This is a genomic window from Streptomyces cathayae, from assembly GCF_029760955.1.
GTDB classification, from domain to species: Bacteria; Actinomycetota; Actinomycetes; order Streptomycetales; family Streptomycetaceae; genus Streptomyces; species Streptomyces cathayae.
This window is the reverse complement of sequence record NZ_CP121682.1, coordinates 6587696-6604037: the sequence shown is the minus strand read 5'-3', so window position 1 is coordinate 6604037 and position 16342 is coordinate 6587696. Positions and strand designations below refer to the sequence as shown.

Here is a 16342-nt window from a genome sequence, read left to right as displayed (position 1 = left end):
GCCGCACCGCGATCGCGGACGCCGGTGCTCCGGGCGTCGGCGTCCGCGGACGCCGACGCGTCAGCCGTCGCGGCGGGCGGGCTCCGGGGCCGGGTGCGCGGGATCCAGCTCCTCGATGGCGCGCATGGCCCCGCCGAGCATCTTCACCAGCAGTTCGCGCATGGTCTCGCGGGGCAGTTCGGGACGGTCGATCCATTCGAGGGTGGCACCCTCGACGCTGCACACCCAGGACAGCAGACCCATCCGCGCCAGCGGCGTGATGTCACTGGTCCCGTAGGCGCCTTCGGCGATGGTCTCGACGATCGCCTCGCGCACCCCGTCCCGGATGGCATGGACCTCGGTGTCGAAGCCGACACCGCCGCTGACGATCGTGCGGTACGCGGCCTGGTTGTGCTCGGCGTAGCGCAGATAGCTGTCGACGGTGCGGTGCACCCGCTCCGCGGGCGGCAGTCCGACGCCGCCCGCCGCGAAGGCGACCAGGCCGGCCACCGAGTCCTGGATGATGGACAGGTAGTAGCCCCGCTTGGAGTGGAAGTAGTAGTAGATCAGCCCCTTGGCGACATGCGCCTGACGTGCGATGTCGTCCATGGAGAGCGCGTCGTACGACGTGTCGGCGAACAGTTTCCGCCCGATGGCGATGAGTTCGGCACGGCGTGCCAGCGAACGCTCGGTGCTGCGCGCGCCGGGGCGCACGGCAGGCTGCTGACTGATGTTCAATCTTGACCCAGGTTTCCTGCGGGGGCTGATCTCCGCAGTATGTCAGGTCGCCTTCCGGGTCAGGTCAGAGCATTCCGAGCCGGGTCACGAGCATCGCCACGACCACCACGAGAACCCATCCCATGACGTGCTCGAGGATGTCCGGGCCGTCCTCCCGGGGGCCGCCGGTGCGCACACCGGGGGCGGTGACGGGAGCGGTGACGGTGGCTGCGTTCGCGGTCATGACTTCTCGCCGATCTCGGATCTCGGTGGTGCGCGCCGGGCCTTTACGCGCCGTTGTCCACCTTGCCACCGTCGGCGGCTTTTGCGGCCGAGAGCTTGGTCACAGGCCGGGGCCCCGTGCGGCGGGGGCGGCCCGCCGCACGGACCGGTTCAGCGCACTCCGACGGCCGCGAGCGCCTTGCGCATGCGCGAGGTGGGACGCGCCGGAAAGTACAGGTAGCAGACGCCGCCGGTGCCGGAGACGACCTTGCCCGAGGCGTTGTACCGCTTGGTCCTGAGCCAGATGTTCTCCCACTCGCGCCGCCGGTAGACGCGCCGGACGGCCTCGTTGTCCGGGGAGGCCGGATCGTTGGCGATCACGTCGCCGTCCTCAGTGAACCCGATCACGGTCATCAGGTGCCCGGACGTCCCGTACCCCGCTCCGGTCAGTTCCTCCTCACGGAAGGACTGGGACGTGATGGCCGGGACGCCCGCCCCGATCAGGGTCTCCAGGTCGCTCAGCGAGCCGAGCCGGGTGACGACGCCCTGGAGGTCCTCGAAGGTGGCCGCGTAGGCCGCGTTGAACGGCCAGTTGCCGCAGCCGGCGTACTGGTGGTCGTAGGTGTGGCGGGCCGCGTGGCACACCTGCGGGTCGGTGTAGGACGGGTCGACCCAGGCCAACTGCTCCTCGGTGAGCCGTCCGCCCCAGTACTCGATGATCATCTGTGAGGAGGTCGGGCTGCACCAGGCCTCGCCGCCGTTGTCGTACTCCGGGTACCGGCCCTTGTGGATCTCCTGCGAGTAGCGCGGGACGATCAGTTCCCGGGCCGGACCCGGCGTGGAGGCCGGGACGGTGAAGCGGTCGGGGACGTCGGAGCCCATCGCGCCAAGCCGCCAGACGGTCGGGGTGAGTGCCGTCCCGGGACGGCGGTGCAGGGTCAGCCGCAGCCGGTACGAGACCAGGCGCAGCCCCGAAGCGGGGTCGTCGACGGCGAGGGTGTCGGTCCACACCGTGCTCCGGCCGTCGCTCTGGCCGTCCACCGAGGTGCGCCGGATGTCCTGGTCGCCGGCCGCCCAGCGGCCCATCACGTACCAGGGTGTGTCGGTGCCGTCCGTGTAGGTGCCCTGCAACTCGACCTGGATCCAGGTGCCGTCGGGGGTGTGCGCGTTCCAGGAGGCGATCGCCTCCGTCGCCGGCACGGTGAGCCGGTGGACGGGTGAGGTCCAGGCCGCGTACTCCCAGGCGGCGGTGTCGCCGGTGCGCGGGTCGGTGTGGTCGGTGGTGCCCGCGGCCTTCGCGATCACCAGGCCGGGGCGGACGCCCGCGACGGCCCGGGTGCCCTCGGCGGTGCCGCCGCGCCAGTCGCTGTAGGAGGTCCAGGCCCTGTTGTCCACGGGTCGGGCCCCTGCGGTCCGTTCGGGGTCTGTGGAGCCGCCTGTCGGGCCTGCGGCGGACCGGCCGGTCGGGGTACCGGCGAACGCCGGGCCGGTGCTCGCCACGGCGGCGACGACCGTTGCGGCCAGAAGAGTTCTGCGAGACGGCTGTTCGGCTCTGCTCATGGGTGGAGGACCCCCAGGTGTCGGAGTCGGTGCAGGTCCGGAACACGGCGGGTCGTACGGCGTACGTCCACCGGGTGGAGCGGATGTCCGCCCACTATGAGCACACCGGGGCAGGCCCCGCCAGCACCCAAGACCGTGCCGCGCCGACCAATATGGGACTCGACCAATGACACACATGCCGGCGGATCGGGGGCCTGCGGATCCGAGGACCGGCGGATCGTTCCGGGGCACGGGCACGGGCGCCGGCCACCGGGTCCCGGTCAGGTTCTAGAGTGCTCGCGTCACCGTCTCTCCGTATGCCGCCCCGCCCCATGCCGCCCCTCCCCCAGGAATCAGCCATTCACGATCTCGTCTCCCGCATCCGCGGTCTCTCCCCCTCCTGCGGACCCGTCCGGCTCGTCGGTGTCGACGGGCACGCCGGTTCCGGGAAGTCCACGTTCGCCGGCCGGCTGGCCGGAGCACTGGGCGGCGTCCCGGTGCTGCGACTCGACGACATCGCCAGCCACCAGGAGCTGTTCGGCTGGACCAAACGGCTGCTGAGCCAGGTGATCGGTCCGCTCGGCCGCGGTGAGCAGGCGTACTACACCCCCTACGACTGGCGGGCCCGCGCCTTCGGACAGCCACACCCGCTGCCGCCCGCCCCGGTGGTCGTCGTCGAGGGCGTCGGAGCGGGACGCCGGGCGCTGCGGCCCCATCTGGCGCTGCTGCTGTGGATGGAACTGCCCGCGGAGGCTGCCTGGTCGCGGGGTCGGGCACGGGACGGGGCGGAGCAGCGGGAGTTCTGGGAAGGGTGGGTCGAGGCGGAACGCCGGCACTTCGCCGAGGACCCGTCACGCCCCTTCGCCGACCTTCTGGTGCGGGAGCGCGAGGAGGGGTACGAGGTACTCGCCGGGCCTGCCGGGACGGCCGAACCCCTCTCTCCGCTCACGGACGGTGACGGGCCGTCCGCACCGCGCTGAACAGGCGAAGGGCCTTGTCGGACAAGTCGCCGGAGCGCTTCAACTTCGCTTGACCAGGGGCCCGTACAGGTCTTACGTTCTCAATGTGCGGCCGTTCGGAGCCGCCCGCAGACGCGAAGCCCCCGGTTGTTCCCCCGTGATCGGGGGCTTCGTTCTGCCTTCTTCGCCCCTTTCGACTGCCGAGCGGCATATGCCGATCACCCTCGGTCACGGCCTGCCGTCGAAACCCTCCCGCCCGCCTCGCTCCCCCCGCGGGTGCGGCACCCCTACGGAGGCGGCGCCGCCGCAGGTACGATGCCTTCGGTGCGACCTACGGACGCCGCTTCGCGCACCGTGCAACTCCGGCCCGCAGCACAGCGGTTCGCCTCACGGCAGCCGGCGGGCGAGGGCCGGTGGGGCATACCGACGAGGCACGGTTTGTGGGGGGACGTGATGAACTTCGGCACGCAGGGCCCGCAGGCCCCGGCCGATCTCGCCTGGCTGCGGGGCGTGGACGCCTACACCATGGGCGCCTATCCGCAGGCCGAGGAGGAGTTCCGGGCCGCGGTGCGGATCGACCCGGGGATGGCGGACGGCTGGCTCGGGCTGCACGCGCTGCGCGTCGACACGACGGCCTCGCTGCTGCGCATGTTCCGGCACCGGGACCGCTTCGGCGAACAACGCACCCGGCACCGCCGTACCCTCAACTCCTGGTACTGGCTGGGCTGGTGGGTTCAGCCGGTGCTGGAGAGTCCCCGCGATCTGCTGCTCGCGCACGCCTCCCACTGGCTGGACGGCCGCCACGTCCCCGAACTGGACCGCGCGCTCGCCGGACTGCCTCCCGTGGACACCGACCCGCAGGTCCGCTTCCTGCACGCCTGCCGCGCCTATCTGGTCAAGGACTGGGAGCAGCTGGTCCGGCACACCGACCCGCTGCACGGCGATCCGCTGCTCGGCATCGAGACGGGCCTGTTCGGCGGTATGGCCCGGGTGCGCCTGGAGATGTACGGGCAGGCCGAACCCCTGCTGTCGGCGGCCCTGATGCGCTGCCGCAGCGAGCAGCCGCAGCGCAAGGAGCTGCGGTACTGGCTGGCACGCGCCCACGAGGGCACCGGCCGCAGTGCCGCCGCGGTCCCCCTGTACCGGGCCGTGCACCGTGTCGACCCTGCCTTCATGGACACCTCGGCCCGGCTCGCCGCCATCGCCGAGGGGGACGGCTACGACGACCCCACCGATCTCGGCTCGCTCACACTCGGCGGGACGGGCCCGGACCTGCTGGACGGTCCGGACACACTCGATCCGCTGTTCGGCACCGAGGGCCGCGATCTGATGCTGTCCGAGCCGGACCCGCAGCCCGCGGCCCCGCGGCCGACCACGGGGCCTTCGGTGCGCGAGCGGGCCGGCGACCCGGTGCCGTCACTGCCCACGGGTCCCACCGACCCCGCTTTACTGGAGGAAGCGCTCGCCGAGCTGGAGCGCATGGTGGGGCTGGAGCCGGTGAAACGCCAGGTCAAGGCGCTGTCGGCGCAGTTGAACATGGCGCGGCTGCGGGCCGGGCAGGGGCTGCCGGTACAACCGCCGAAACGGCACTTCGTCTTCTCCGGCCCGTCCGGTACCGGCAAGACCACGGTGGCCCGCATCCTGGGCCGGGTCTTCTACGCCCTCGGGCTGCTCGGCGGGGACCATCTCGTGGAGGCGCAGCGGGCCGATCTGGTCGGCGAGTACCTGGGGCAGACGGCGGTGAAGGCCAATGAGCTGATCGACTCCGCGCTCGGCGGGGTCCTCTTCGTCGACGAGGCCTACGCTCTCTCCAACTCCGGGTACGGCAAGGGCGACGCGTACGGTGACGAGGCGCTCCAGGTGCTGCTGAAGCGGGCCGAGGACAACCGCGACCACCTGGTGGTCATACTGGCCGGCTACCCGGAGGGCATGGACCGTCTGCTCGGCGCCAACCCGGGGCTGTCCTCCCGCTTCACGACGCGCGTCGACTTCCCGTCCTACCGGCCACCCGAACTCACCGCGATCGGTGAGGTGCTGGCCGCGGAGAACGGCGACGTGTGGGACGAGGAGGCGCTGGAGGAGCTGCGGTCCATCGCCGGTCACGTGGTGGACCAGGGGTGGATCGACGAGCTGGGCAACGGGCGGTTCCTGCGGACGCTGTACGAGAAGAGCTGCGCGTACCGGGATCTGCGGCTGTCGGCGTACCCGGCGTACCCGGGCACGCTGACCCGGGAGGACCTGGCGACGCTGCGGCTGCCGGATCTGATGCAGGCGTACGGGGAGGTGCTGTCCGGGCGGGGCCCACAGGATCCGCCGGCGCCCTGACAGCGGCGGATCCCGCGACGCGGGCGGTCAGCGGGTGAGCGCTCCCGCCGGGGCGCCGCTCCTGGCCTCGGCCGGTCCGGCATCCGCATCGATGCCGGCCCCGATGCCCGCCCCGGCGTCCGGAAGCGTCCCGGAATCGGGGTGTGTTCCGGAGTCGGCACGGGTCCTGGAACCGAGGTGTGTCCCGGTCTCCGGCCGCGCTCCCGGGGCCTCCCGGTGTGCCGGGTCCCGTACCTCGCCGACCAGCAGCTCCAGTACGTCCTCCAGGGCCACCAGCCCCTGTGTCCGGCCGGATGCGTCGGCCACCTGGGCCAGGTGGGTGGCGGCTCGGCGCATCACGGTGAGGGCGTCGTCCAGCGGGAGTTCGGGCCGGAGGGTGGGCATGCGCCGCCAGAGCCGCCGCGGCACGGCCCGGTCGGTCTCCTCCAGGTCGAGCACGTCCTTGACGTGCAGGTAGCCCATGAAGGCGCCGCCCTGCGCGGCGACCGGGAAACGGGAGTACCCGGTGCGGGCGGTGAGTTCCACGATCCGTGCCGGGGTGACCTCGGGGCCGACCGTCACCAGTGACTCACGGGGCAGCAGGACGTCCGTCACCGGGCGGGAGCCCAGCTCCAGGACGTCCTCCAGGCGCTCGGCCTCCTCGGGGTCCAGGAGGCCCGCCTTCCCGGCGTCCTCCACCAGCCGGTTCAGCTGCTCGCTGGTGAAGGCCGCCTCGGCCTCGCCCTTCGGCTCGACGTGGAAGGCCCGCAGGACGGTCTCGGCGCAGGCGCCGAGCGCGGTCGTGACGGGCCGGCACCACCGGGCGAACCGGACCAGGCCGGGACTCAGCCACAGCGCGGCCTTCTCGGGGGCGGCCCTCGCGAGGTTCTTCGGGACCATCTCGCCGATGACGAGGTGGAAGAAGACCACGGCGGCGAGTGCGACGACGTAGCCGAGCGGATGGATCATGCCGTGCGGCAGGCGGATCCACGCGAACACCGGCTCCAGCAAGCGGGCGACCGTCGGTTCGGCGATCGCTCCGAGGGTCAGCGAGCAGACGGTGATGCCGCACTGGGCTGCCGCCGTCATCCGCGGCAGGTGCTCGAGCCCGTACAGGACCTGACGGGCACGGGCGGTGCCGAGCGGTTCGATCTGGCTGCGGCGCACGGAGACCAGCGCGAACTCGGCACCCACGAAGAATCCGTTGACGAGGACGAGCAGGGCGGCGAAGAGGAGGTGCAGCACGCTCATCGGGCTGCCCCCACGAGTGGCGGCGGGGCCGCCTCGACCAGGCGGACGCGCTCGGCACGGTAGTGGCCGACGCGGCGGACCGACAGCCGCCAGCCGGGCAGTTCCGCGTGGTCGCCGACGGCCGGGATCCGGCCGAGCAGGTCGGCGACCAGGCCGGCGACGGTCTCGTAGGGTCCGTCGGGCACGTCGAGGCCGATACGGAGCAGGGTGTCGACGCGGACGCTGCCGTCGACGTCCCAGGCGGGGCGGCCGTCCTCCGGCGGAGCGGCGACGGGTTCGGTGGCCCTACCGAAGAGTTCGCCGCGTTCGCCGCGTTCGCCGCGTTCGCCGTGCCCGTCGTGCTCGTCCCAGATCTCGCCGACGATCTCCTCGACGATGTCCTCCAGCGTGACGACTCCGGCCGTGCCGCCGTACTCGTCGACGACGACCGCGATGGGCTGCTCGCCGCGCAGCCGCGTCAGCAGCGGCCGGACGGGCAGGGTCTCGGGGACGAGCAGCGCCGGGCGGGCGATGTCGCTGACGGGGGTGCGCAGCCGCTCCCGCGGGGGCACCGCGAGGGCGTCCTTGAGATGGGCCATGCCCACGACTTCGTCGATCCGCTCCGTGTGGACGGGGAACCGGGACAGGCCGGTGGCCCGGGTCAGGTTCACCACGTCCTCGACGGTCGCCGAGGACTGCAGGGCGCTGACCCTCACCCGCGGGGTCATGACGTGCTGCGCGGTCAGCTCCCCCAGGGACAGGGTCCGTACGAAGAGGTCCGCCGTGTCCTGTTCCAGGGCGCCGGCCCGCGCGGAGTGCCGGGCCAGAAAGACCAGTTCGCCGGGCGTGCGGGCGGAGGCCGGCTCCGCGGTCGGCTCGACGCCCAGGGTGCGCACCACCCGGTCGGCCACGGCGTTCACTCCGGCGATGACCGGGCGGAACAGGCGGGCGAAGACCTGCTGCGGGCCGGCGGCGAACCGCGCGACCTGCAGCGGCCGGGACACCGCCCAGTTCTTGGGCACGAGCTCGCCGATCACCGTCTGCACGGCCGAGGCCAGCAGCACGCCGACGACCACGGCGAGGGTGGAGACGGCTCCCTCGGGGACACCCGTGCCGGTGAAGGGGCCGCGCAGCAGCCCGGCGAGCGCTGGTTCGGCGAGCATGCCGACGACCAGGGAGGTGAGGGTGATGCCGAGCTGGGTGCCGGAGAGCTGGAAGGGCAGCTCCTTGAGTGACTCGACGACCCGGTGGGCGCGTCGGTCGCCGTCGGCGGCGGCCCGTTCGGCGTCCGGTCGCTCGACGGTGACCAGGCCGGACTCGGCTGCCACGAAGAACCCGTTGGCGAGAATCAGCAGGAATGCGGCTGCGAGGAGCAGCAGGGGGGTGGTCATGATGCCGCCGCTTGCGCACGGTCGCGAACCTCGTGGAACGGGTTCGCGCTCTGTCGACAGGGGGCGGCGCAGGTACTGCAGGACGATCCGTCCATCGCCGGAGAGGGTCACTCCTCGGTTAGCTGGAGCCCCTGGGCCACCGGGCGGGGCGGCAGGGGCGAAGGCGCTGTCGGCGCGCCGTCGCCCACCAGACTAATCAGGACAAGGGCGACCGCGTCAGGTGGAACGGCCCCGATGTCTCCCCGAGATGCCCCGGGTCAGCCCCGTGACGCATCGGGGTCGACCACGGAACGCGCCACGGCGAGCGCCCGCAGGGCCTGCGCGTCGGCGATGGCACGTTCCCTGGCGATGCCCGGCTGGATGCCGAGCACGGGCATGCTGGTGCCGTCGCTGAGGTCGAGGAAGACCCAGGGGTCACCCGGACGGAGGTTCACCTGAAGGATCTGAGCCCATTCGAGGCGGCGCCTGCCGACGATGTTGACGACGGTGATGCCGGACTCGTCGGCCTCGACCCTCGGCCGGGCCAGCAGCACCAGCCCGCCGGCCAGCAGGGCGCCGGTGAACACGAAACTGAGCCGCTCGCCCGGGTCGACCTGCTCCAGCAGCAGGGCGATCAGGGAGAGGGCCCCGAAGAGCGCGGCGGCCGCACCGAGCAGCACCGCACGGGTGCGGCCGGGGCGGAAGGTGACGGGTAGGGCGGGCAGGGCGGGCTTGTCGGACGGCTGGTCCGAGGGGGTGTCCGGCATGGTGCGGCTCCGGGATCGGTCCGGGTCAGAGGCGGCAGGCGTGGATGGCCGTGGTGAGGATGGCGCGGGCACCGATGTCGTAGAGGTCGTCCATGATGCGCTGGGCCTCCTTGGAGGGGACCATGGCGCGGACGGCGACCCAGCCCTCGTTGTGCAACGGGGACACGGTCGGGGACTCCAGGCCCGGGGTCAGCGCGACGGCCTTCTCCAACTGCTCGACCCGGCAGTCGTAGTCCATCATCACGTAGGTGCGGGCGACGAGGACGCCCTGGAGACGTCGCAGGAACTGCCCCACCTTGGGCTCGACGGTCTCGTCGGGCTCGGCCGCGGCGCCGGTGCGGCGGATGACGACCGCCTCCGAGGTCATGATCGGCTCGCCGAGCACCTCCAGGCCCGCGTTGCGCAGGGAGGTGCCGGTCTCGACGACGTCCGCGATGATCTCGGCGACGCCCAGCTCGATGGCGGTCTCGACCGCGCCGTCGAGGTGGACCACGGAGGCGTCGATGCCCTGTTCGGCGAGGTGCCGGGCGACGATCCCCTCGTAGGAGGTGGCGACCGTCCTGCCGCCGAGGTCCGTGACGCTCCGCGCGACACCGGGCTTGGCGGCGAAGCGGAAGGTGGAGCGGGCGAAACCGAGGGGCAGGATCTCCTCGGCCTCGGCGCCCGAGTCCACCAGGAGGTCCCGGCCGGTGATGCCGATGTCGAGGCGGCCCGAGGAGACGTAGATCGCGATGTCGCGGGGGCGGAGGTAGAAGAACTCGACCTCGTTGACCGGGTCGACGATCCTCAGTTCCTTCGACTCCCGGCGCTGCTGGTAGCCGGCCTCATGCAGCATCTCCGCCGCAGGGCCTGCCAGTGAACCCTTGTTGGGGAGTGCGATGCGCAGCATGAGGTCGGCTTCCTTCGGAGTGTGGGTGGTGGTGGGGCGGTGCCTGCGATCACAGGTGGGCGTAGACGTCGTCGAGGGAGATGCCGCGGGCGACCATCATCACCTGGACGTGGTAGAGCAGCTGCGAGATCTCCTCGGCGGCCGCTTCCTTGCCTTCGTGTTCGGCGGCCATCCAGACCTCGGCGGCCTCTTCGACGACCTTCTTGCCGATGGCATGGACGCCCTTTTCCACCAGTTCGGCGGTGCGGGAGGTGGCGGGGTCGCCGTGCGCGGCCTTGTGCTGGAGCTCGGTGAAGAGCTCCTCGAACGTCTTCTTGGACATGGTGGTCCTTACCCTACGCGGTGTCGGGGCCTGCTCACCGCCAGGGTTCGGATACTGAACGCAGCGTGGCCGCGGTCGCCACCGCCGCCGTGACCGCCTCGTGCCCCTTGTCCTCGGTGGAGCCGGGCAGTCCGGCGCGGTCCAGGGCCTGTTCCTCGGTGTCGCAGGTGAGCAGGCCGAAACCGACGGGCACCCCGGTGTCGACGCTGACCTGGGTGAGGCCCTGGGTGACGCCCTGGCACACGTACTCGAAGTGGGGCGTGCCGCCCCGGATGACGACGCCGAGGGCGACGACCGCGTCGTAGCCGCGTCCGGCGAGGACCTTGGCGACGACCGGGAGTTCCCAGCTGCCGGAGACCCTCAGCAGGGTCGGTTCGTCGATGCCGAGGTCGTGCAGGGCGCGCAGGGCGCCGTCGACCAGTCCGTCCATCACCTTCTCGTGCCACTGTGCCGCGACCACGGCGACGCGGAGGTCTCCCACGTCGCGTACGGACAGTTCCGGTGCGCCCTTGCCGCTCACGTCTCTCCTCGGTGCTCTCTTGGTTCTCTGGGTTCTCTGGGTTCTCTGACTGGTTGCCGCAGGCCGGCTACTGGTTGCCGCAGGCCGGCACGGTCGGCGTGTCCAGCCAGGGCAGGTCGTGGCCCATCCGGTCGCGCTTGGTGCGCAGGTAGCGGATGTTGTGCTCGCCGGCGGTGACGGGCATCGGTTCGCGGCCGATGACCTCGATGCCGTGCCGGACGAGCGCGTCGGCCTTGTCGGGGTTGTTGGTCAGCAGGCGGACGCCGCGCACCCCGAGGTCGGCGAGGATCTGCGCGCCGGCGCCGTAGTCACGGGCGTCGGCGGGCAGGCCCAGCTCGAGGTTGGCGTCGAGGGTGTCACGCCCGCGTTCCTGGAGTTCGTAGGCGCGCAGTTTGGACATCAGGCCGATGCCGCGTCCCTCGTGTCCGCGCAGATAGACGACGACACCCCGGCCCTCCTTCTGGATGCGCTCCAGGGAGGCGTCCAGCTGGGGGCCGCAGTCGCAGCGCTGGGAGCCGAAGACGTCGCCGGTGAGGCATTCGGAGTGGACGCGCACGAGGACGTCCGCGCCGTCGCCGATCTCGCCGTGGACGAGGGCGACATGCTCGACGCCGTCGACGGTGGAACGGTAGCCGTAGGCGGTGAAGGTGCCGTGCGAGGTGGGCAGCCGGACCTCGGCCTCGCGGCGGACGGTGGGCTCGGAGCTGCGGCGGTAGGCGATCAGGTCCTCGATGGAGATGATCGTCAGGCCGTGCTTGCGGGCGAACGGGATCAGCTCGGGCAGACGCAGCATCTGCCCGTCCTCGCCGGCGATCTCGACGATGGCACCGGCCGGGCGCAGTCCGGCGAGGCGGGCCAGGTCGACGGCGGCCTCGGTGTGGCCGTCGCGCACGAGCACGCCGCCGGAGCGGGCGCGCAGCGGGAAGATGTGACCGGGGCGGACGAAGTCGTCCGGCTGGGCGGTGCCGTTCGCGAGCAGTCGGAGGGTGGTGGCGCGGTCGGCGGCCGAGATGCCGGTGCTCACGCCGTGGGCGGCGGAGGCGTCCACGGAGACGGTGAACGCGGTCTTCATCGACTCGGTGTTGTCCTCGACCATCTGCGGGAGCCGGAGCCGGTCCAGTTCGTCGCTCTCCAGGGGAGCGCAGATCAGGCCGCGGCATTCGCTCATCATGAAGGCGACGATCTCGGGGGTGACCTTCTCGGCGGCGATGACGAGATCGCCCTCGTTCTCGCGGTCCTCGTCGTCGACGACCACGACCGGGCGGCCGGCCGCGATGTCGGCGACGGCCTGTTCGACCGGGTCGAGCGTCAGGTCCTCGACGTCCTCGGTGCTGTACAGGATCGGTGCCGTGCTCATGCCGGCGCTCCTTCCAGGGCGGGCCGTGCGTCCTCGCGGGAGCGCAGCCACCAGTCGCGCAGCCCCCACAGGACCAGCGCGCCGTAGATGATGTAGACGAAGCCGGAGAAGGCGAAGCCGTTGGCGAAGTTCAGCGGTACGCCGACGAGGTCGACCAGCAGCCAGGCGAACCAGAACTCGACCATGCCGCGGGCCTGGGCGTACATGGCGACGACGGTGCCGACGAAGATGTACGCGTCCGGCCAGGGGTCCCAGGACAGGGACGGGTACAGCGTGAACAGTCCGCCCACCGCGAGGGTGCCGAGTGCCGCCGCGCCCGCCAGGATCCCGCGTTCGCGCCAGGTGGCGAACCGGACGGCGATGGAGCCGTCCTGCGCCTGTTGCCGGCCGCGGTTCCACTGCCGGAAGCCCCAGACGGCGACGAGCATGACGACGATCTGCTTGCCCGCGCTGCCGGAGAGATGGGCGGTGGCGAAGGCCGCGAAGAGGATCAGGCCCGAGACGAACTGGGCGGGCCAGGTCCAGATGGAGCGTTGCCAGCCGAGGGCGAGGGCGATCAGACCGATCACGTTGCCGATCATGTCCGACCACTTGATGTGCTGGTCGAAGAGGACGAACGCCTCGGAGTTCAGCCAGTTCACCGCGTGGCCCCCTCACCGATGGCCCGGTCGCCGATCATCCGCTCGACGTACTTGGCGATGACGTCCACCTCCAGGTTGACCGGGTCGCCGCTCTGCTTGAGGCCGAGGGTGGTCAGGGCGAGCGTGGTGGGGATCAGGCTGACGGTGAAGAAGTCGGGGCCGGCGTCGACGACGGTGAGGCTGATGCCGTCGACGGTGACGGAGCCCTTCTCCACGACGTAGCGGGAGAGTTCGGCCGGGAGTGAGATCCTCACGATCTCCCAGTTCTCGGACGGCTTGCGCTCGAGGATCCGGCCGGTCCCGTCGACGTGCCCCTGCACGATGTGGCCGCCGAGACGGGCGCCCAGGGCCATGGGGCGTTCGAGGTTGACCCGGGAGCCGACGGCGAGGGCGCCGAGGCTGGAGCGGTTCAGGGTCTCGGCCATCACGTCGGCGGTGAACTCGTCGCCCTCGTGGTCCACGACCGTGAGGCAGACACCGTTGACGGCGATCGAGTCGCCGTGCTTGGCGCCCTCGGTGACGACGGGGCCGCGCAGACGGAAGCGACAGGCGTCGTCGAGAGTCTCGACAGCGGTGATCTCGCCCAGTTCTTCGACGATTCCGGTGAACACTTCCCGGGTCCTCCTGCCTCTTCGGGCACGGACTCCGGGGCTGTCGATGACGACAGAGGTACGGGCAGGTACACCGGGGGCGACGCCGGACGGAGTTCACCCGAGGGTGAACCGATACGGCGGCGCGCACGAATGCCCGCCCGCCGCGCACTGCCTCCCATCCGGACTTTAACCGTCGGTCCAGGAATTTCACCTGGTCAACCGGCCACTGGAAGCGGCCGGGTCGCGGACTGTAACCGCCGGTTCGGACTTTCACCGACCCCGGAGTGCGCTGCTGCTGGTACTGGGCCCAGTGTGCCATGCCCGGCCACCACCCATACAGGTGAGGGGTGTGGGGTGCCTCACAGAAAAAGGCGTCCGTGCGCGCCGCCCGCCCGCGGCCGGCCCTCGGACATCACGCGCCACCGGCGCACAACCGGCGCACAACCGGCGCACAGCAGCCCACCCGCGCCCCGCCTGCCCCCTTGAACGCCGTCGAACGCGCCCTCCCGACCTGCACCCACCCATTGACCACAGTGGTCTAGTCCTTTTAGCGTCTGATGCGGCCTCCGCACAGACCGGCCCGGCGGCGGTGACGACGGCCCTTGCCCGCCGCCGGGCCTCACCACGCCGTCCGCCGGGGTCGTCCGTGATCCCGTGTCACATCCGGGGCCGCCGATCCGTCCCTGTGGACGAGGGTGCTCCAGCGGGGAGCACCGCATCTCCCGAGGGGCTGAACAGCATGAGCACGATCCTGGTGACCGGCGGCACCGGAGCCCTCGGCCGGCACCTGACCGAACGGTTGCGGACGGACGGGCACGAGGTGCGGGTGCTCAGCCGGCACTCCCGTCCGTACGCCGTCGACCTGCGCCGGGGCGGCAGCACGCTGGACGAGGCCGTCACCGGGGTGGACACGGTCGTCCACTGTGCGAGCACACCGCGCGGCGGAGACGAGCAGGCGGCGGAGAACCTTCTCGCGGCGGCACGGCGGGCCGGGGTGGGGCACCTCGTGTACATCTCGATCGTCGGTGTCGACCGGGTGCCGTTCGGTTACTACCGGACCAAGTTCGCGGTGGAACGGCTGGTCGAGGAGTCCGGGATCGGCTGGACCGTCCTGCGCACGACCCAGTTCCACGACCTGCTGCTCACGGTGTTCGAAGGGCTGGGCAGGCTCCCGGTGCTGCTGCTGCCGTCCCGTGTGAAGGACCAGCCGATCGAGGTGACCGAGGTCGCGGACCGCCTGGCCGAGCTGGCCGGGGGCGGGCCGGCGGGGCGCGTCGAGGACATGGGCGGCCCGGAGGTGAGGACGCTCGACTCCCTGGCGCGCTCCTACCTCCGGGCGACGGGGCGACGCCGCGCGGTGGTCAGGGTTCCGCTCCGGGGCGCCGCCTACCGGGCCTTCCGCGCCGGCAGCCACCTCGCCCCGGAGCGCGCGGTGGGCAAGGGCACCTTCGAGGAGTTCCTGGCCGCACGGGCGGGGCGGGGACGCGTCGGCGAGTAGGCGGGCGAGCCGGAGGGGGCCGGGGCGAGCGCCCGGTGGCGGAGCGGGGCGCCCGGCGTCAAAGTGCGGCGGGTGGGCCGAAGAGCTCGTCCTGGGCGCGGTCCCGGGCCGTCAGGAGGGCACCGCGCAGCACCGCGCCGCCGCCCAGGAGGCTCGCGCGCACCTCGGTGGACAGCGGTGACATCCGGGCCGTCCGGTCCTGTACGCGGGCGGCGAGTTCCGTGCCTCCGGCCTGGCCGATCTCCCCGCCGAGCACCACGCATCCAGGGTCCAGCAGCGCCGCCACCGCCGCGACCCCCACGGCCACGCGGTCGGCGAGGGCGTCGAGGAAGCGCGCGTCCGCCGAGGCCGGCTCCTCGCGCGCCCTCGCGGCGGCGGCCCGTACCGCCCCCGCCGCCACCGGTTCCGTGTCCGGCTCGGCCACGACCCCGTACTCCCCCGCCAGTTCGGCGATCGCCGCCGCGGCCGCGAGGGAGTGGAAGCCGCCGCCGCAGTCGGCGGCCGACGGCAGACCGGCGGTGCCCGGGACCGGCAGGAAGCCGATCTCGCCCGTGCCGCCGGAGGCGCCCCGGCGCAGGGAGCCGTTCAGGATCACGGCCGCGCCGGTGCCGTGGCCCAGCCAGAGCAGGACGAAGGTGTCGCGGCCCCGGGCGGTGCCCTCGCGCTGCTCGGCCAGGGCGGCGAGGTTGGTCTCGTTCTCCAGGCTGACGCGTGCCGCGGGCAGCCGCTCCTGCAGCGTGGCCACCAGCAGACGGTGCCATTCCGGCAGCCCCTTGGACACCCGCAGTTCGCCGCTCGCGGGGTCGATCAGCCCAGGGGCACCGATGCCGACGGTGTGCAACCGGTCGGCGCCCGCCTCCTTCACCGTCCGCTCGACCAGCGTCACCGCCCGCTCCACGGCCGGGCCGGTCCCGGCGTCCACCGCGATCGGCGCCCAGGCCTCGGCCAGCACCGCACCGACGAGGTCGGAGACGACCACGGCGACACCCTCGGTACGAACGTCGAGCGCCGCCAGGTGCGCCCGGTCGGCGACGATCCCGTACACCTTCGCGTTCGGTCCGCGCCGCTGCTCCCCGGCCTCCCCGACCACCGTGATCAGCCCGGCCGCGGTCAGCCGCTCGACGAGGTCGGCGACGGTCGGCCGGGACAGGCCGGTCAGCTGCTTCAACTGCCTTGCCGTCAGCGGACCTTCCTGCTGGAGCAGCCGCAGGGCGTTCCGGTCGTTGATGGCTCTGGCGGTGCTGGGGGATGCGGCCATGGCGTGATCCTTCCAGATCGGCTGCCGTGATCGGCTGCCCGTGATCGGCGGGCGGTGGACGGCGGGACCGGATCGGTACGCGGCCCGGGAGACTGGCGAAAATCCCCTTATCCATCAGGAAGCCTCCCTGATAGTTTACGGCGGCGCGTGAGGGCCACGTGCGGCCGGGAGGGGCGG

Annotated in this window: 16 protein-coding genes and 1 riboswitch; of the genes, 3 read left to right on the top strand and 13 right to left on the bottom strand. The window is 72.1% G+C overall.

Annotated features, from left to right (window positions below; genetic code table 11):
- Positions 1-60: 60 nt before the first annotated feature.
- The 3 genes from PYS65_RS30205 to PYS65_RS30195 form a co-directional block, all read right to left on the bottom strand.
- Positions 61-717 (bottom strand): TetR/AcrR family transcriptional regulator, encoded by a 657-nt coding sequence (locus PYS65_RS30205; protein WP_279337101.1) that lies wholly within the window; start codon positions 715-717, stop codon positions 61-63.
- A gap of 64 nt (positions 718-781) precedes the next feature.
- Complete coding sequence (locus PYS65_RS30200; protein WP_279337100.1) at positions 782-940, bottom strand: SCO1431 family membrane protein; 159 nt, start codon at positions 938-940, stop codon at positions 782-784.
- A 149-nt stretch (positions 941-1089) separates the two neighbouring features.
- Positions 1090-2478, bottom strand: coding sequence for a peptidase C39 family protein (locus PYS65_RS30195; RefSeq protein ID WP_279337099.1), 1389 nt, complete (start codon positions 2476-2478; stop codon positions 1090-1092).
- 296 nt (positions 2479-2774) lie between these two features.
- Here PYS65_RS30195 and PYS65_RS30190 point away from each other — a divergent pair, with 296 nt between their 5' ends.
- Together PYS65_RS30190 and PYS65_RS30185 are read left to right on the top strand one after the other, a co-directional pair.
- Positions 2775-3437: a hypothetical protein gene (locus PYS65_RS30190; RefSeq protein WP_279337098.1), complete on the top strand. Its 663-nt coding sequence runs from the start codon at positions 2775-2777 to the stop codon at positions 3435-3437.
- A gap of 432 nt (positions 3438-3869) precedes the next feature.
- Entirely contained in the window at positions 3870-5741 is a 1872-nt protein-coding gene (locus PYS65_RS30185; RefSeq protein ID WP_279337097.1) for an AAA family ATPase, read from the top strand.
- A gap of 27 nt (positions 5742-5768) precedes the next feature.
- On the opposite strand, the gene PYS65_RS30180 is transcribed toward PYS65_RS30185, so the two are convergent.
- The 9 genes from PYS65_RS30180 to PYS65_RS30140 form a co-directional block, all read right to left on the bottom strand.
- On the bottom strand, positions 5769-6971 hold the full coding sequence (locus PYS65_RS30180) for a hemolysin family protein (RefSeq protein ID WP_279337096.1): 1203 nt from the start codon (positions 6969-6971) through the stop codon (positions 5769-5771).
- Complete coding sequence (locus tag PYS65_RS30175; RefSeq protein WP_279337095.1) at positions 6968-8341, bottom strand: hemolysin family protein; 1374 nt, start codon at positions 8339-8341, stop codon at positions 6968-6970. The genes PYS65_RS30180 and PYS65_RS30175 overlap by 4 nt, the downstream gene beginning before the upstream one ends.
- Positions 8342-8598: 257 nt before the next feature.
- Positions 8599-9087 carry a PH domain-containing protein gene (locus PYS65_RS30170; protein ID WP_279337094.1) on the bottom strand — a complete coding sequence of 163 codons (489 nt, stop codon included), beginning with the start codon at positions 9085-9087 and terminating at the stop codon, positions 8599-8601.
- Between the two features lie 25 nt (positions 9088-9112).
- Positions 9113-9976, bottom strand: a complete 864-nt coding sequence (gene hisG, locus PYS65_RS30165) for an ATP phosphoribosyltransferase (protein ID WP_279337093.1) — start codon at positions 9974-9976, stop codon at positions 9113-9115.
- Positions 9977-10025: 49 nt separating this feature from the next.
- Positions 10026-10298 carry a phosphoribosyl-ATP diphosphatase gene (locus PYS65_RS30160; RefSeq protein ID WP_010046365.1) on the bottom strand — a complete coding sequence of 91 codons (273 nt, stop codon included), beginning with the start codon at positions 10296-10298 and terminating at the stop codon, positions 10026-10028.
- Between the two features lie 34 nt (positions 10299-10332).
- Positions 10333-10818: a 6,7-dimethyl-8-ribityllumazine synthase gene (gene ribH, locus PYS65_RS30155; protein WP_279337092.1), complete on the bottom strand. Its 486-nt coding sequence runs from the start codon at positions 10816-10818 to the stop codon at positions 10333-10335.
- A 67-nt stretch (positions 10819-10885) separates the two neighbouring features.
- Positions 10886-12175 carry a bifunctional 3,4-dihydroxy-2-butanone-4-phosphate synthase/GTP cyclohydrolase II gene (locus tag PYS65_RS30150; RefSeq protein WP_279337091.1) on the bottom strand — a complete coding sequence of 430 codons (1290 nt, stop codon included), beginning with the start codon at positions 12173-12175 and terminating at the stop codon, positions 10886-10888.
- A complete protein-coding gene (locus PYS65_RS30145; protein WP_279337090.1) occupies positions 12172-12816 on the bottom strand; it encodes a nicotinamide mononucleotide transporter family protein in 645 nt (214 codons plus the stop codon). The genes PYS65_RS30150 and PYS65_RS30145 overlap by 4 nt, the downstream gene beginning before the upstream one ends.
- Entirely contained in the window at positions 12813-13427 is a 615-nt protein-coding gene (locus PYS65_RS30140; RefSeq protein ID WP_279337089.1) for a riboflavin synthase, read from the bottom strand. The genes PYS65_RS30145 and PYS65_RS30140 overlap by 4 nt, the downstream gene beginning before the upstream one ends.
- A 143-nt stretch (positions 13428-13570) precedes the next feature.
- Positions 13571-13701: riboswitch (FMN riboswitch) on the bottom strand.
- A gap of 447 nt (positions 13702-14148) precedes the next feature.
- Here PYS65_RS30140 and PYS65_RS30135 point away from each other — a divergent pair.
- The gene (locus PYS65_RS30135) at positions 14149-14907 is read left to right on the top strand and encodes an SDR family oxidoreductase (RefSeq protein ID WP_279337088.1); all 759 of its coding nucleotides are present in this window, start codon (positions 14149-14151) and stop codon (positions 14905-14907) included.
- A 58-nt stretch (positions 14908-14965) separates the two neighbouring features.
- Here PYS65_RS30135 and PYS65_RS30130 read toward each other — a convergent pair whose 3' ends face one another.
- On the bottom strand, positions 14966-16165 hold the full coding sequence (locus tag PYS65_RS30130) for an ROK family transcriptional regulator (RefSeq protein ID WP_279337087.1): 1200 nt from the start codon (positions 16163-16165) through the stop codon (positions 14966-14968).
- Between the last annotated feature and the right edge of the window lie 177 nt (positions 16166-16342).

What these genes read in the sequence shown, in the direction of transcription:
- PYS65_RS30195 (WP_279337099.1), bottom strand. Translation starts at nt 2,478, where the DNA reads ATGAGCAGAGCCGAACAGCCGTCTCGCAGAACTCTTCTGGCCGCAACG.
- PYS65_RS30190 (WP_279337098.1), top strand. Translation starts at nt 2,775, where the DNA reads ATGCCGCCCCGCCCCATGCCGCCCCTCCCCCAGGAATCAGCCATTCAC.
- PYS65_RS30170 (WP_279337094.1), bottom strand. Translation starts at nt 9,087, where the DNA reads ATGCCGGACACCCCCTCGGACCAGCCGTCCGACAAGCCCGCCCTGCCC.
- PYS65_RS30160 (WP_010046365.1), bottom strand. Translation starts at nt 10,298, where the DNA reads ATGTCCAAGAAGACGTTCGAGGAGCTCTTCACCGAGCTCCAGCACAAG.
- PYS65_RS30130 (WP_279337087.1), bottom strand. Translation starts at nt 16,165, where the DNA reads ATGGCCGCATCCCCCAGCACCGCCAGAGCCATCAACGACCGGAACGCC.
- PYS65_RS30150 (WP_279337091.1), bottom strand. Translation starts at nt 12,175, where the DNA reads ATGAGCACGGCACCGATCCTGTACAGCACCGAGGACGTCGAGGACCTG.
- PYS65_RS30175 (WP_279337095.1), bottom strand. Translation starts at nt 8,341, where the DNA reads ATGACCACCCCCCTGCTGCTCCTCGCAGCCGCATTCCTGCTGATTCTC.
- PYS65_RS30200 (WP_279337100.1), bottom strand. Translation starts at nt 940, where the DNA reads ATGACCGCGAACGCAGCCACCGTCACCGCTCCCGTCACCGCCCCCGGT.
- PYS65_RS30180 (WP_279337096.1), bottom strand. Translation starts at nt 6,971, where the DNA reads ATGAGCGTGCTGCACCTCCTCTTCGCCGCCCTGCTCGTCCTCGTCAAC.
- PYS65_RS30185 (WP_279337097.1), top strand. Translation starts at nt 3,870, where the DNA reads ATGAACTTCGGCACGCAGGGCCCGCAGGCCCCGGCCGATCTCGCCTGG.
- hisG (WP_279337093.1), bottom strand. Translation starts at nt 9,976, where the DNA reads ATGCTGCGCATCGCACTCCCCAACAAGGGTTCACTGGCAGGCCCTGCG.
- PYS65_RS30135 (WP_279337088.1), top strand. Translation starts at nt 14,149, where the DNA reads ATGAGCACGATCCTGGTGACCGGCGGCACCGGAGCCCTCGGCCGGCAC.